Source organism: Nocardioides insulae DSM 17944 (assembly GCF_000422825.1).
Lineage (GTDB): Bacteria > Actinomycetota > Actinomycetes > Propionibacteriales > Nocardioidaceae > Nocardioides > Nocardioides insulae.
Genome location: NZ_KE383928.1, coordinates 856,376 through 869,225 on the forward strand (window position 1 = coordinate 856,376; position 12,850 = coordinate 869,225).

Genomic DNA, 12,850 nt, shown 5'->3' on the forward strand with positions numbered 1-12,850 from the left:
GATCAGAGCTTGCGGAGGCGGACGTAGCGGACCGAGTGGTCCACGGCCTTGCGCAGGACCAGGTCGGCGCGGGAGCGGGTGGGCAGGACGTTCTCGACCAGGTTGGGCCCGTTGATCGAATCCCACAGGCGCTGAGCCTCGCTGACCGCCTCGTCGTGGGTGAGCGAGGCGTACTTGGCGAAGTAGGAGGACGGGTTGCGGAAGGCGGTCTTGCGCAGGCGCAGGAAACGGTCGACGTACCAGTGCCGGATGTCCCGGGTCCGGGCGTCGACGTAGATGGAGAAGTCGAAGTAGTCCGAGAGGCCCAGACCCACCCGACCGTCGCCACGGACCCGGGCCGGCTGGAGGACATTGAGCCCCTCGAGGATGACGATGTCGGGGCGACGCACCACCACCTTCTCGTCCGGCACGATGTCGTAGACCAGGTGGGAGTAGATCGGCGCCTCGACCTCCTCGCGTCCCGACTTGATGTCCACGACGAACTTGAGCAGCGCGCGCCGGTCGTAGGACTCGGGGAAGCCCTTGCGCTGCATCAGTCCGCGGCGCTGGAGCTCGGCGTTGGGGTAGAGGAAGCCGTCGGTGGTGACGAGGGCGACGTTGGGATGCTCGGGCCAGTGGGCGAGCATCTGCTGCAGGACGCGCGCGGTGGTCGACTTGCCCACCGCCACCGAGCCCGCGAGCCCGATCACGAACGGCGTCCGCGCGGGGATCCTGCGACGCAGGAAGGCCTCCTGCTCGCGGTGGAGGTCGCCGGCCGCCTTGACGTACAGGCTGAGCAGTCGGCTCAGGGGGAGATAGACCTCCTCGACCTCACCGAGGTCGATCTGGTCGCCGAGGCCCTGTAACCGGAGGATCTCCTCGGCACTGAGCGGGTTGACCATCTCGGGCGCGAGATCCGCCCATGCGGCCCGCTCGAGCTCGGTGTACGGCGAGCGTTCCCGGTTGTCGTCGTACGCGGGTGAGGCGCCTGCCGTCGCTGAGGACATGGGGTCGATTGTGGCCTATGCCCTGCGGCGCGGATCACAGGGTCCGGATGGTGCGGCGGTGATGCCGGAGCAGGTCCGGGCCGCACGTAGGATCGAGGACCATGTGCGGCATCGTCGGATACATCGGAGAGCGCTCCGCTCGGGACGTCGTGATCGAGGGGCTGCGCCGCCTCGAGTACCGCGGCTACGACTCGGCAGGGATCGCGCTGGTGCACGCCGGCGACGACGGCCGGGGGGCGGTCGCGGCCCGCAAGCGGGCCGGCAAGCTGGCCAACCTGGAGAAGGCGATCTCGGCCGAGGAGCTGCCGGTCTCGGGCACCGGGATCGGGCACACCCGTTGGGCCACCCACGGGGCGCCCAACGACCGCAACGCGCACCCGCACCTGGGTGCGACCGGCCGGGTGGCGGTCGTGCACAACGGCATCATCGAGAACTTCGCCGAGCTGCGCGCCGAGCTCGAGGACGAGGACCACGTGTTGCTCTCCGAGACCGACACCGAGGTGGCGGCGCACCTGCTGGAGCGGGAGGTCGTCGCCGGAGCCGACCTCACCACCGCCATGCAGCGGGTCTGCCGTCGTCTGGAGGGGGCCTTCACCCTGGTGGCCGTGGACGGGCAGGACGCCGACCGGGTCGTGGCCGCACGGCGCAACAGCCCGCTGGTCGTCGGGCTGGGGGAGCGGGAGAACTTTCTGGGCTCCGACGTGGCGGCGTTCATCGAGTTCACCCGCGACGCGCTCGAACTCGGGCAGGACCAGGTCGTCACCCTCACCCGTGACGGCGTCGAGGTGACCGGCTTCGACGGCACCCCCGCGCAGGCCACGCGTTACTCGGTCGACTGGGATCTCTCCGCTGCGGAGAAGGACGGCCACGACTGGTTCATGCGCAAGGAGATCTTCGAGCAGCCGCGCGCGGTGGCCGACTCCCTGCTGGGTCGGTGGGGGGCCGACGGCCGGCTCCAGCTGGACGAGATGCGGCTCTCCGACGACGAGCTGCGCGAGATCCGCAAGATCATCGTGATCGCCTGCGGTACGTCGTTCTACGCCGGCATGGTCGCGAAGTACACCATCGAGCACTGGTGCCGGATCCCGGTCGAGGTGCAGTTGGCCAGCGAATTCCGCTACCGCGACCCCATCCTGGACAACGACACCCTGGTGGTCGCGATCTCCCAGTCCGGCGAGACCGCAGACACGCTCCAGGCGATCCGGCACGCGCGCACCCAGCGTTCCAAGGTGCTGGCGATCTGCAACACCAACGGCTCCACCATCCCCCGGGAGTCCGACGCGGTCATCTACACCCACGCGGGCCCGGAGATCGGGGTCGCCTCGACCAAGGGCTTCCTGACCCAGTTGGTCGCCTGCTATCTGCTGGGGCTCTACCTCGCGCAGGTCCGCGGAACCCGGTACGGCGACGAGATCACCCAGATCGTGGGTCAGCTGGAGGAGATGCCGGCGCACATCCAGACGGTGCTCGACCGCGCCGAGGACGTGTATGCGATGGCCCGCGACCACGTGGCCGCCGAATCGGTGCTCTTCCTGGGCCGGCACGCCGGCTACCCGGTGGCGTTGGAGGGCGCGCTCAAGCTCAAGGAGCTCGCCTACATCCATGCCGAGGGGTTCGCCGCCGGCGAGCTCAAGCACGGCCCGATCGCCCTGGTCGAGGACGGTCTTCCCGTGCTGTGCCTGGTCCCGCCGCAGGGTCGCGACCAGTTGCACGACAAGATGCTCAGCGGGATCCAGGAGGTGCGCGCCCGAGGCGCCCGGACGATCTGCCTGGCCGAGGAGACCGACACCAGGATCACGCCGTACGCAGATGCCCTGATCCGCCTTCCGCGAGTGCCCACGCTGCTCCAGCCGCTGGTCGCGGTCGTACCGCTCCAGTTGTTCGCCTGCGAACTCGCCACCGCGAAGGGACACGACGTCGACCAGCCGCGCAACCTCGCGAAGTCGGTGACCGTCGAATGAGCAGGCGGGTGCCGAAGGTGCGCGCCCCCCGGCGCGGGGGAGTGCTCGGCCTGCTCTCGAGGGCGGTCAGGTCGGTGGGGCGGACCGCGGTGCGGCTGCCGGACGTGTTCGGGTGAGCGTGATCGGCGTCGGCATCGACGTGTGCGACATCGAACGGTTCGGCGAGTCGCTGGAGCGTACGCCGGGGCTCCGGGCCCGACTCTTCACCCCGGGCGAGGCGGAGCGGCCGTTGGCCTCCTTGGCCGCACGGTTCGCGGCCAAGGAGGCCCTGGCCAAGGCCCTCGGTGCCCCCACCGGCCTGGCCTGGCACGACGCCGAGGTCCTCTCCGAGTCCTCGGGTCGGCCGCACTTCGCCCTGCGTGGCACCGTGGCGGCGACCGCCGCGGACCAGGGCGTCCGGGTCGTGCACCTCTCGCTCTCCCACGACGCCGGCATCGCCTCGGCGATGGTGGTCCTGGAGAGCTGACCCGCTCGTCCCATCGGTGCGCGCGTCGAGTCGGGTCTCCTCGCACGTCGAGTCGGACTTCCCGGATGGTCCATTGGTGCCGAGTGGACCGTCCACGGGGCCCGACTCGACGGTCCGGGAGGCACGACTCGACGGTCCGGGAGGCCCGACTCGACGGTCCGGGAGGCCCGACTCAACGGTCCGGGAGGCTCGACTCAACGGTCCGGGAGGCCCGACTCAACGGTCCGGGAGGGTCAGCGGATCAGCTCGTCGAGTCGGTTGTAGACGTCGGCGGAGCCTTCGAGGACGCGGCTGCGCCGGCCGTCGATGGACACCGGGACATCGCCCTGGACGGTGATCCGGCGTACCTCGCGGAGCTGGGTGTCGAAGTCGGCCACGGCGTAGTGCTGGGTGGCGCGGTTGTCCCAGATCGCGACGTCGCCCTGCCGCCAGTGCCAGCGCACGGTGTTCTCCAGCTTGGTGACGCGGTCCTGGAGCAGGTTGAACAGGATCGCGGACTCCTTGGGGTTGAAGCCGACGAACTTCTGCACGAAGTGACCGAGCACCAGGGTCCGCTCGGAGGTCTCGGGGTGCACGCGCACGACCGGGTGTTCGGTCTTGTAGAGCACCCGGGTGAACTCCTCACGGGTGTACTGCGGGTTGTTCTGGTCCTCGGTGTCGAAGGAGTTCGCGTAGTCGTAGTCGTTGGAGTGCACCGCCCACAGTCCGTCGACGAGCGCCTTGAGCGACTCCGGCAGCGCCTCGTACGCGGTGGCGGTGTTGGCCCAGACGGTGTTGCCGCCGTACTCGGGGATGGTCGCGCCGCGCAGGATCGAGAACGCCGGCACCCGGTCGACGAAGGTGACATCGGTGTGCCAGGAGTTGGCGGCCATGCCCTTGGTGGCCTTGAGCGAGAGGACCCGGGAGCTGCCGGTGTTGACCGTGGGGTGCGCGGTGGTGAGCGGGCCGAGCCGCTCGCCGAAGGCGATCTGGGTCTCGTCGTCGAGGTGGTGCTGGTCGCCGAAGAAGACCACCTTGTGCTTCAGGATCGCGTCGCGGATCACTGCCACGGTGTCCTCGGAGAGGTCTCCGGAGAGCTGTACGCCCTCGATCCGGGCGCCGACGCGGCCCCCGACCTTGTGGACCGAGAGACCGGCCGGGGAGGTGGGCGTGGTGGTGGAAGAGGTGCGCTCGATCTGGATGGTCATGGGATTCCTCACTGGGTCGTCGGAGTCCCGCCCTGCGGCGAGGACCTCTCCAGATTCGGGGGCCGCCGCCAGAGGACCAATGGTTCTGATCGTCGCGAACACAACCGGAGTGTCGGATGAGATGGACACCCGCTCCCGCCGACTACCGACTACGTTTGTCTAGCAAATTAATAGACAAACACGTTCGGACGAGGAGAGATGGTGGAGTCATCACCCATGATCACCGTGTCGCGCGGGCGGCTGGGGCCGACCGCAGCGCGGGTGTTCGAGGAGATCCGCGGCGGGGTCGCCCTCACCCGGGACGAGATCGTCGCCGGCACCGGGCTCAGCGTCGCCACGGTGGGCCGGACCGTCGGCCAACTGGTCAGCGCGCGCATCCTGCGGGAGCGCCCCGATCTGGCCACGGTGGGTCGCAACGGCCGGCCGGGGACGCCGGTCGAGCCGGACCCGACGGCCTACGTCGTGGTCGGCGTCCACCTCGGCCGACGGATCACCACCGTCGCGCTGGCCGACCTGACCGGGCGGGTGGTCGCCCAGCAGACCGCCGAGCACCCGCCGGCCGCGGGGCCCGACCTGGACGAGATCAGCCGGCTGGCCGCCGAGCTGCTCGGCAGCCTCCCCGGCCGGTCGCCGCTGTCCCTGGGGCTGGTCGCTCCGTGGGGCGAGCTCGACCTCGACCCGGCCCGGGTCGCCGCCGAACTGCACGAGCTCACCGGCCTCGACGTCCGGTACGCCGACCACATCGCCGCGGTCGCGGCGACCGAATTCCTCAACCGACGGCGGGGAACGGGCGGCGTGACGCTCTACGTCTATGCCCGGGACACGCTCGGCTTCGCGGTCGCCGTCGACAAGGGCGCCCAGACCGAAGTGTCCCGCGTCGGGAGCCTGACCCACTTCCCGACCGGCTCCGGCGCGGCCTGCCCGTGCGGGCGGACCGGCTGCCTCCAGGTCACGGCCGGTGACGAGGCGCTGGCTCGGACGGCGTACGACGCGGGCCTGGTCGCCGAACCCGAGATCGAGTCGGTCCACCGGGCGCAGGAGGATCCGCGGGTCCTCGCCCTGGTCCGGGAGCGCGCCACGGTGCTCGGCCAGGCGGTCGGCCAGGTGCGCGACATGATCGCGCCGGATCGGGTGGTGCTGGTCGGCCAGGCCTTCACCGGCTGGCCGCCGGTGCTCGTCGACGTGGTGGCCGCCGCCGAGCGCTTCGCCCCCGCCGGGGCGGTGCCGATCTCCTTCACGCGCTTCGGCGCCGGCATCCAGGCCGCCGCCGCCAGCACGATCGGGCTGGGGCGGATCTACGACGACCCGCTCGCCGCCGTACCCACCCTGACCCGATCCGCGCGTGCGACGCGCCCGGCCGCCACCGCCAGGAGGGTCTCCTGATGACGCCGCCCGTGTCCCGTCACCTCCGATCCGGGAGCCACGGCCTCGCCGCCGTCCTCACCGTGCTGGCCCTGGCCCTGACGGCGTGCACGTCCGCGGTGGCCGAACAGGCCAGGACCGCGGGCGCGCCCCGGGAGGGCGGGGTGATCCAGGTCGGGGTCTCCAGCGACCTGGTGCCGGCCGCAGTGTTCAGCAACACCAGTCAGACCGGCGACGTCCTCGTCGGCTCGATCTACGACTCGCTGATCGACTACCCGCTCGACTCGCTCGAGCCGCAGCCCGCGCTCGCGACCGGCTGGCGGCTCGGTGACCGCGGCCGCTCCCTCACCCTGGACCTGCGCGACGACGTCACCTTCCACAGCGGCCGCCCCTTCACCAGCAAGGATGTCGAGTTCAGCATCCGCACCTGGGCCGACCCGGTCTGGTCGGCGCAGTTGCAGCGCACCGCAGCCGCGATCACCGGCTTCGACACCTCCCAGCCGCACCGGATCACGCTGCGCTTCGAGCATCGCCTGAGCAACGTGTTCGACCTGCTCGACATGTTGCCGATGATCGACTCCGAGTCGATCGACGAGCTGCGTGCGGGCACCGCCTTCGTCGGCACCGGGCCGTTCCGCTTCGAGTCGTGGTCGCCGGGTGCCACCCTGACGCTGGACCGCAACGACGACTACTGGGGCCAGCGGCCCTACCTGGACGGCGCCCAGATCCGGATCATCACCGACGCCCAGGCCCAGCTCTCCCAGCTGCGGGCCGGCCAGCTCGACGTGGCCGTCGGGGTCAACAGCCTGGACGCCCAGTCGCTCTCCTCCGACCCGCGCTACCGGGTGGACTCCTGGGAGGGATCGGAGGGCCAGACGTATCTGGGCACCAACGTCACCAACCCGGCCCTCGCCGACCCCACCGTGCGAGAGGCGATCTCACACGCCCTGGACCGGGAGCGGATCATGACCGAGGTCTACCGGGGCTTCGGCGAGCCGGCGACGCTGCCCTGGCCGGAGGACTCACCCGCCCGCGACGAGAGGGTGGCCGAACAGCTGGCCTACGACCCGGACCTGGCCCGCCGACTGGTCCAGCGGTACGAGAGCAAGCACGGCGAGCTCCCGAGCCTGCCGCTGACCTACACCTCCTCCTCTCCCGACTACGCCCAGGTCGCCCAGATCGTGCAGGAGGACCTCGCCGCGGTCGGCATCGAGGTCGAGCTCGACCCGGAGGAGCACGCCCAGGTGATGACCCGGCTGATCGGCGCCGAGTTCGAAGGACTGTGGATCCTCGGGCACTCCTACGCCCACTTCACCCCCTCGACGCTGGCGGTCTCGGCGTTCCCGTTCAACGGCGAGCACAACGCCTCGCACTACTCCGACCCGCGCTACATCGCGGCAGCGGACGCCGCCTGGAAGCTCACCCCGCAGCAGGCGGCCAGGCCCGGTGCGTACGCCGACCTCAACCGGGAGCTGCTGCGGGGCAAGTTCCTGCTCGAGATCGGCATCCTGCATCGCCAGACCGCCTCCGGTGCCGCGGTCGGCGGACTCGACCTCACCAAGCGTGGCGAACTGCTGCTCGGCCGCGCCTACCTCGGTGGAGAAGGAGACTGACCATGGCCCACTACGTCCTCTCGCGGCTCGGCTCGACCCTGCTCGTGCTGGCGCTGTCCTCCGTCGGGATCGTCGCGCTGCTGCGGCTGGTGCCCGGTGACCCGGTGGCGATCCTGGCCGGCGCCGACTCGACGCCGGAATCGCGCGCGGCCATCCGGGCCGAACTGGGCCTGGACCAGCCGTTCTGGGAGCAGTACGCCGGCTGGCTGCACGGCCTGGTGACCTTCGACCTCGGTCCGTCGTACCGGCTCGGCGGTGACGTCGGCGATCTGGTCGCCGCGGGCGCCCTCAACACGGTGGTGCTGACCGCGGCGGCGCTGCTGCTGGCCAGCGTGGGCGCGTTGCTGGCGAGCGTCCTGGCGGTGCTGCTCGACCGGCCCTGGCTGACCGCGCTGCTCTCGGCCGGCAACACGGTGGCGGTCGCCGTCCCGACCTTCGCCATCTCGCTGCTGCTGGTCCTCGCCTTCGCCGTCTACCTGCCGGTGCTCCCCGCCGGTGGCGCCCCGCCGGACGGGTTCGCCTCCCGCCCCGACCTGGCGGTCCAATACCTGCTGCTACCCGCGATCGCGCTGGCGCTGCCGGCGTGGGCCACGCTGACCCGGTTCCTCACCGAGGCGCTGTACACCCAGCTGCGGGCGCCGTACGTCACCACCGCCCGGGCCCTGGGCATCCCTCGCCGCCGGATCGTGCTCACCCAGGCCCTGCCCAACGCACTGCCCTCGGCGGTCACCGTGCTCGGCCTCCAGGTCGGCACCCTGCTCGGCGGCGCGATCCTGATCGAGGCGGTCTTCGCCTGGCCGGGGCTGGGCCGGCTGGTCGAGCAGGGCATCTCGGCGCGCGACTACCCGGTCGTGCAGGTGCTGCTGCTCCTCTCGGTCGCCGTCTTCGTGCTGACCCAGCTCGCCTCCGACCTCATCCACGCCTGGCTGGATCCGCGGATCCGGTTGAAGGGAGCCCACTGATGACCTCGACCCCGGACCTGGAGTCCCGGGAGCCCCTCACCCCGCTCCGTGAGGGACCGTTGCCCGGCGATCCGACTCCCGAACCGACCCGGCACGGCCTCGCCCACGCGCTGCGCCACGGCCGGGGCCTGGTCGGGGTCGTCCTGGTGGGGATCGTGGTGGCTCTGGGCCTGCTCGCGCCGCTGCTGGCGCCGTACTCGCCGACCGAGCAGATCCGGGACGCCAACCTGCTGTCCCCTTCGTGGCAGCACTGGCTGGGCACCGACGCGCTCAACCGCGACCTGCTCTCCCGCACCCTGTACGCCGTCCGCGCGGATCTGATGGTGGTCTTCGTGGCGGTGCCCGTCGGGGCGGTGATCGGTGCGCTGCTCGGGCTGGTCACCAGTTGGTGGGCCTGGACCGACGTGATCGCCCAGCGGCTCTTCGACGTGATGCTCGCCTTCCCGGCGCTCATCCTCGGCATCCTGGTGGCGGCCTTCGTCGGCCCCGGGCTGGTCACCGTCGGCGTGGTGATCGTCGCCATCGAGATCCCCGTCTTCGGGCGGCTGGTCCGTACCTCGGTCCGCACGGTGCGGGAGATGCCCTTCGTCGAGGCCGCCCAGGTCGTCGGCGCCCGCCCGGGCTGGGTGATGCGCCGCCACATCTGGCCGCACACCCTCGAACCGCTCACCGTCCAGCTCGCCGTCTCCATGTCCGTCGCCGTCTTCATCGAGGGAGCGATGAGCTTCCTCGGCCTCGGAGTGCGCCCGCCGGCGCCCTCGCTGGGCTCGCTCATCCAAGACGGTGTCCGCCTCATGTACGAGGCGCCGTACGTCGCCCTCGGACCACTGGTGCTCGTCGTCGCACTGGTCCTCGGGCTCCTGCTCATCTCCCAAGCCCTCACGGAGGCCCGCCGTGTCTGACACTCCCTTCCCGCCCGCCCCCCAGAACGACAGCCCGCTCGAGGCGTCGGCCCCCACGCGGCCGGTGCTCGACATCGACCACCTCGCCATCTCCTTCGCCCACCCGCGTCCCGCCGTCCGCGAGGTCAGCGTGACCGTGCACCGCGGTGAGATCGTCGCCCTGGTGGGGGAGTCCGGCTCGGGGAAGTCGATGACCGCCCGGGCGGTGCTCGGCCTGCTGCCGCCCGGTGCCCGGGCGAGCGGCTCCATCCGCCACGACGGCTACGAGCTGCTCGGTCTCTCCGAACGCGACCTCGACTCCATCCGTGGCCGCCGCATCGCGATGGTCTTCCAGGAGCCCCAGACCGCGCTCAATCCCGTCCGCACCATCGGCTGGCAGCTCGCCGAGGCGCTGCGCGCGCACGGCGGTCGGCGGCGGCGGGCCACCCTCCGCGAACAGAGCCTGGCCCTGCTCGAGCAGGTCGAGATCCCCGAACCGGAGCGCCGGCTCGCGCAATACCCCCATCAGCTCTCCGGCGGCCAGAAGCAGCGGGTGGTGCTGGCAATGGCCCTCGCCCACGAACCCGCCGTCCTGCTCGCCGACGAGCCGACCACCGCACTCGACGTGACGGTCCAGGCCGAGATCCTGACCCTGCTGGACCGGATCCGGGTCCGTACCGGCACCGCCGTCGTCCTCATCACGCACAACATGGGCGTCGTCGCCGCCATCGCCGACCGGGTCGTCGTGCTCCAGGCCGGCCTCGTGGTCGAGGAGGGCGAGACCTCTGCCCTGTTCGCCGGGCCCCGGGAGCCCTACACCCGGGCGCTCCTCGACTCCGTCCTCCGCCTACCCGCATCGTCGCCGGGCTCCGCCGGACCCGCCGGCACCGTGGAGGTCCACGAGCCGCCCACCGAGCCGGTCCGGTCCGAGGGTCCCAGCTCGGTCGATCCGGGAAGCGGGTACGCCGAGCTCGTCCAGGCGCCGCCGCTGGATCCGGCGGCGGTCGAGTTCCGCGGCGTGCACGTGCGCTATGGGTCCGCCAAGCGCGGTCGGGCCTTTCCCGCCGTTCAGGACGTCTCGCTGCGGGTGGGGGCGGGGGAGGTGATGGGCCTGGTCGGCGAGTCCGGTTCCGGCAAGACCACCCTGGGTCGGACGGCGGCGGGGCTGGTCCCGGTCGCGGAGGGCGACGTCCTGCTCTCGGGGGTCTCGCTCACCTCCGGCCGCCGGCCCACGGCCGGACTGCAGCGTGGCCTGGCGTTCGTGCACCAGGATCCCGAGGCCTCGCTCGATCCCCGGCTGAGCGTCGGGGAGAGCATCCGGGAACCCCTCGACGTCCACCGGGTCGGCACGCCCGCCAGCCGGACGGCCCGGGTCGGCGAACTGCTCGACGCGGTGCACCTGCCGCCGACCTACGCCGCCCGCCGGCCCCGTGAACTCTCCGGTGGGCAGCGTCAGCGCATCGCCTTCGCCCGTGCCCTGGCGCTGCGACCGAGGCTGCTGATCGCGGACGAGCCGACCAGTGCCCTGGACGTCTCGGTACAGGCTCGGGTGCTGCGGCTCTTCTCCGAACTCCAGACCGAACTCGGCTTCGCCTGCCTGTTCATCAGCCACGACCTGGCCGTCGTCCACGAGGTCGCGCACCGCGTCGCCGTGCTGCGTGCAGGCCGCCTGGTGGAGACGGGCCCGGTGGGGGAGGTGTTCACCGCGCCCCGCGAGGAATACACCCGGCGGTTGCTGGCCGCCGTACCCTCCACCGAGCCGCGCGGCCGACACCGGATCCCCGTGCCCGCCATGTCACCGCTCCCCGACAGGGGCTGACCGCCCGCTCCGATGGCGGGCCGGGGTACGGCGGACGCCCAATGCCGGCAGGCAGGATGGGGCCATGCTGGAGGCACACACTGTCGAGCGGATCCGCGCGGTCGAGGCGGAGTTGATGGCCGGTCTGCCCGCGGGCGCGCTGATGCAACGGGCCGCCACCGGGCTCGGATACGCCATCCTCGGGCTGCTCCGGGACCTCGACCCACCGAGCACCGGCAGAACCAGCGGAGCGTACGGGCGCCGGGTGCTGCTGCTGGTCGGGTCGGGCGACAACGGCGGCGATGCGCTGTACGCCGGCGCGCTGCTGGCGGGGCGGGGAGCGGCCGTGGTGGCCTGGCTGCTCACCGAGGCGGCCCACCCGGGCGGCGTCGAGGCCCTTCGCGGGGCGGGCGGCCGGGTGAGCCGGTGGGCGCCGGGGACGACCGAACCGTTCGGCCCCGGCCGCCCGCCCGAGGTGGTGGTCGACGGGATCGTCGGGATCGGGGGGCGTCCCGGACTCCGACCCGAGGCGGAGGAGGCGCTGGCCGCGGTCGCGGGCGTCCCGGTGGTGGCGGTCGACGTGCCCAGCGGGCTCGACGTCGATGCCGGCGAGGCGCCGGCCCCGCACGTCACGGCCGACCTGACCGTCACCTTCGGCACCCATCGGGTGGCGCACCTGGCCGACCCGGCCGCCCTGGCCTGCGGTGACCTGCACCTGGTCGACCTGGGCTTCGGCGCGGCAGGCAGCGTCACCGGGTCGGCCGGTGACGCCGGGGTCACCGCGCTGGAGGCCGACGACGTCGCCCGGTTGCTGCCCCGGCCCGAGCCGAGGGCGCACAAGTACACCCGGGGCGTCGTGGGGATCCTCGCCGGTTCCCGCACCTACGCCGGAGCCGCCTCGCTCTGCGTCGCAGGGGCCAACACCGGCCTGGTCGGCATGGTCCGCTACACCGCGCCCGACGGCGACCAGGACGCGGAGAGGCAGATCCGGTCCGCCCACCCCGAGGTGGTCGGCGAGGGCCGGGTGCAGGCCTACGTGGTGGGGCCGGGCACCCACACGGCGGCCGCCGAGGCACTCGCCCGCGCGGTCGGGGCCGGCGTACCCCTCGTGGTCGACGCGGACGCGCTCGCCCAGGTGTCCGGACCGCTGGGGGTGCCGGCGGTACTGACACCTCATGCCGGTGAACTCGCCGGCATGCTCGGGGTGCCCCGGGCCGAGATCGAGGCGGCACCGCTGGCCTTCGCCCGCGCCGCGGCGGCGCGCTGGGAGGCCACGGTCCTGCTCAAGGGGCGACGCACCCTCATCGTCCGGCCGGACGGCGCGACCCGGGTGACGATCATCGGTACGCCGTGGCTCGGCACGGCCGGGGCCGGCGACGTGCTCAGCGGCCTGATCGGCGCGCTCCTCGCCGCCGGGTGCGAACCCTTCGACGCGGCCGGCGTGGGCTCCTGGCTGCACGCAGCGGCCGCCACCCTGGCCGGCGACGGGGGGCCGATCCGTGCCGGTGAGATCGCGGCGGCGGTGCCCGAAGTGGTGCGGCGCATGCTGGCCCCTGCGGGGTAGGAGAGGGGCCGGGTGAGACACTAGTACCCATGTTCTGCACCGACGGGCGCCACCGTCGACCCCCGTTCAG

The 12,850-nt window shown here is 72.2% G+C and carries 10 protein-coding genes; 8 read left to right on the forward strand and 2 right to left on the reverse strand.

All coding sequences use genetic code 11. The features are described from left to right. Positions 1-2: 2 nt before the first annotated feature. Positions 3-986, reverse strand: coding sequence for a type I pantothenate kinase (gene coaA, locus G515_RS0114185; protein ID WP_028660665.1), 984 nt, complete (start codon positions 984-986; stop codon positions 3-5). 101 nt (positions 987-1,087) lie between these two features. Here coaA and glmS point away from each other — a divergent pair, with 101 nt between their 5' ends. Next, positions 1,088-2,947, forward strand: coding sequence for a glutamine--fructose-6-phosphate transaminase (isomerizing) (glmS, locus tag G515_RS0114190; RefSeq protein WP_028660666.1), 1,860 nt, complete (start codon positions 1,088-1,090; stop codon positions 2,945-2,947). A gap of 112 nt (positions 2,948-3,059) precedes the next feature. Next, a complete protein-coding gene (locus tag G515_RS0114200) occupies positions 3,060-3,413 on the forward strand; it encodes a holo-ACP synthase (protein WP_028660667.1) in 354 nt (117 codons plus the stop codon). A 233-nt stretch (positions 3,414-3,646) separates the two neighbouring features. On the opposite strand, the gene G515_RS0114205 is transcribed toward G515_RS0114200, so the two are convergent. Next, positions 3,647-4,600 (reverse strand): TauD/TfdA dioxygenase family protein, encoded by a 954-nt coding sequence (locus G515_RS0114205; RefSeq protein ID WP_028660668.1) that lies wholly within the window; start codon positions 4,598-4,600, stop codon positions 3,647-3,649. A 201-nt stretch (positions 4,601-4,801) separates the two neighbouring features. On the opposite strand from G515_RS0114205, the gene G515_RS21565 reads away from it, so the two are divergent. The 6 genes from G515_RS21565 (at position 4,802) to G515_RS0114235 (ending at position 12,780) form a co-directional block, all read left to right on the forward strand. After that, a complete protein-coding gene (locus G515_RS21565) occupies positions 4,802-5,983 on the forward strand; it encodes an ROK family protein (RefSeq protein ID WP_169570612.1) in 1,182 nt (393 codons plus the stop codon). Further along, the gene (locus tag G515_RS0114215; RefSeq protein WP_028660669.1) at positions 5,983-7,575 is read left to right on the forward strand and encodes an ABC transporter substrate-binding protein; all 1,593 of its coding nucleotides are present in this window, start codon (positions 5,983-5,985) and stop codon (positions 7,573-7,575) included. The genes G515_RS21565 and G515_RS0114215 overlap by 1 nt, the downstream gene beginning before the upstream one ends. 2 nt (positions 7,576-7,577) lie before the next feature. Beyond that, a complete protein-coding gene (locus G515_RS0114220) occupies positions 7,578-8,537 on the forward strand; it encodes an ABC transporter permease (RefSeq protein WP_028660670.1) in 960 nt (319 codons plus the stop codon). Beyond that, entirely contained in the window at positions 8,537-9,439 is a 903-nt protein-coding gene (locus G515_RS21570) for an ABC transporter permease (RefSeq protein WP_084653580.1), read from the forward strand. Before G515_RS0114220 ends, G515_RS21570 begins: the two co-directional genes overlap by 1 nt. Continuing rightward, positions 9,432-11,237, forward strand: a complete 1,806-nt coding sequence (locus G515_RS21575; protein ID WP_245565409.1) for a dipeptide ABC transporter ATP-binding protein — start codon at positions 9,432-9,434, stop codon at positions 11,235-11,237. Before G515_RS21570 ends, G515_RS21575 begins: the two co-directional genes overlap by 8 nt. A 64-nt stretch (positions 11,238-11,301) precedes the next feature. Beyond that, positions 11,302-12,780, forward strand: a complete 1,479-nt coding sequence (locus G515_RS0114235) for a bifunctional ADP-dependent NAD(P)H-hydrate dehydratase/NAD(P)H-hydrate epimerase (protein ID WP_028660671.1) — start codon at positions 11,302-11,304, stop codon at positions 12,778-12,780. Positions 12,781-12,850 lie beyond the last annotated feature (70 nt).

What these genes read in the sequence shown, in the direction of transcription:
- G515_RS0114205 (WP_028660668.1), bottom strand. Translation starts at nt 4,600, where the DNA reads ATGACCATCCAGATCGAGCGCACCTCTTCCACCACCACGCCCACCTCC.
- G515_RS0114235 (WP_028660671.1), top strand. Translation starts at nt 11,302, where the DNA reads ATGCTGGAGGCACACACTGTCGAGCGGATCCGCGCGGTCGAGGCGGAG.
- G515_RS0114220 (WP_028660670.1), top strand. Translation starts at nt 7,578, where the DNA reads ATGGCCCACTACGTCCTCTCGCGGCTCGGCTCGACCCTGCTCGTGCTG.
- G515_RS0114215 (WP_028660669.1), top strand. Translation starts at nt 5,983, where the DNA reads ATGACGCCGCCCGTGTCCCGTCACCTCCGATCCGGGAGCCACGGCCTC.
- G515_RS21570 (WP_084653580.1), top strand. Translation starts at nt 8,537, where the DNA reads ATGACCTCGACCCCGGACCTGGAGTCCCGGGAGCCCCTCACCCCGCTC.
- glmS (WP_028660666.1), top strand. Translation starts at nt 1,088, where the DNA reads ATGTGCGGCATCGTCGGATACATCGGAGAGCGCTCCGCTCGGGACGTC.
- coaA (WP_028660665.1), bottom strand. Translation starts at nt 986, where the DNA reads ATGTCCTCAGCGACGGCAGGCGCCTCACCCGCGTACGACGACAACCGG.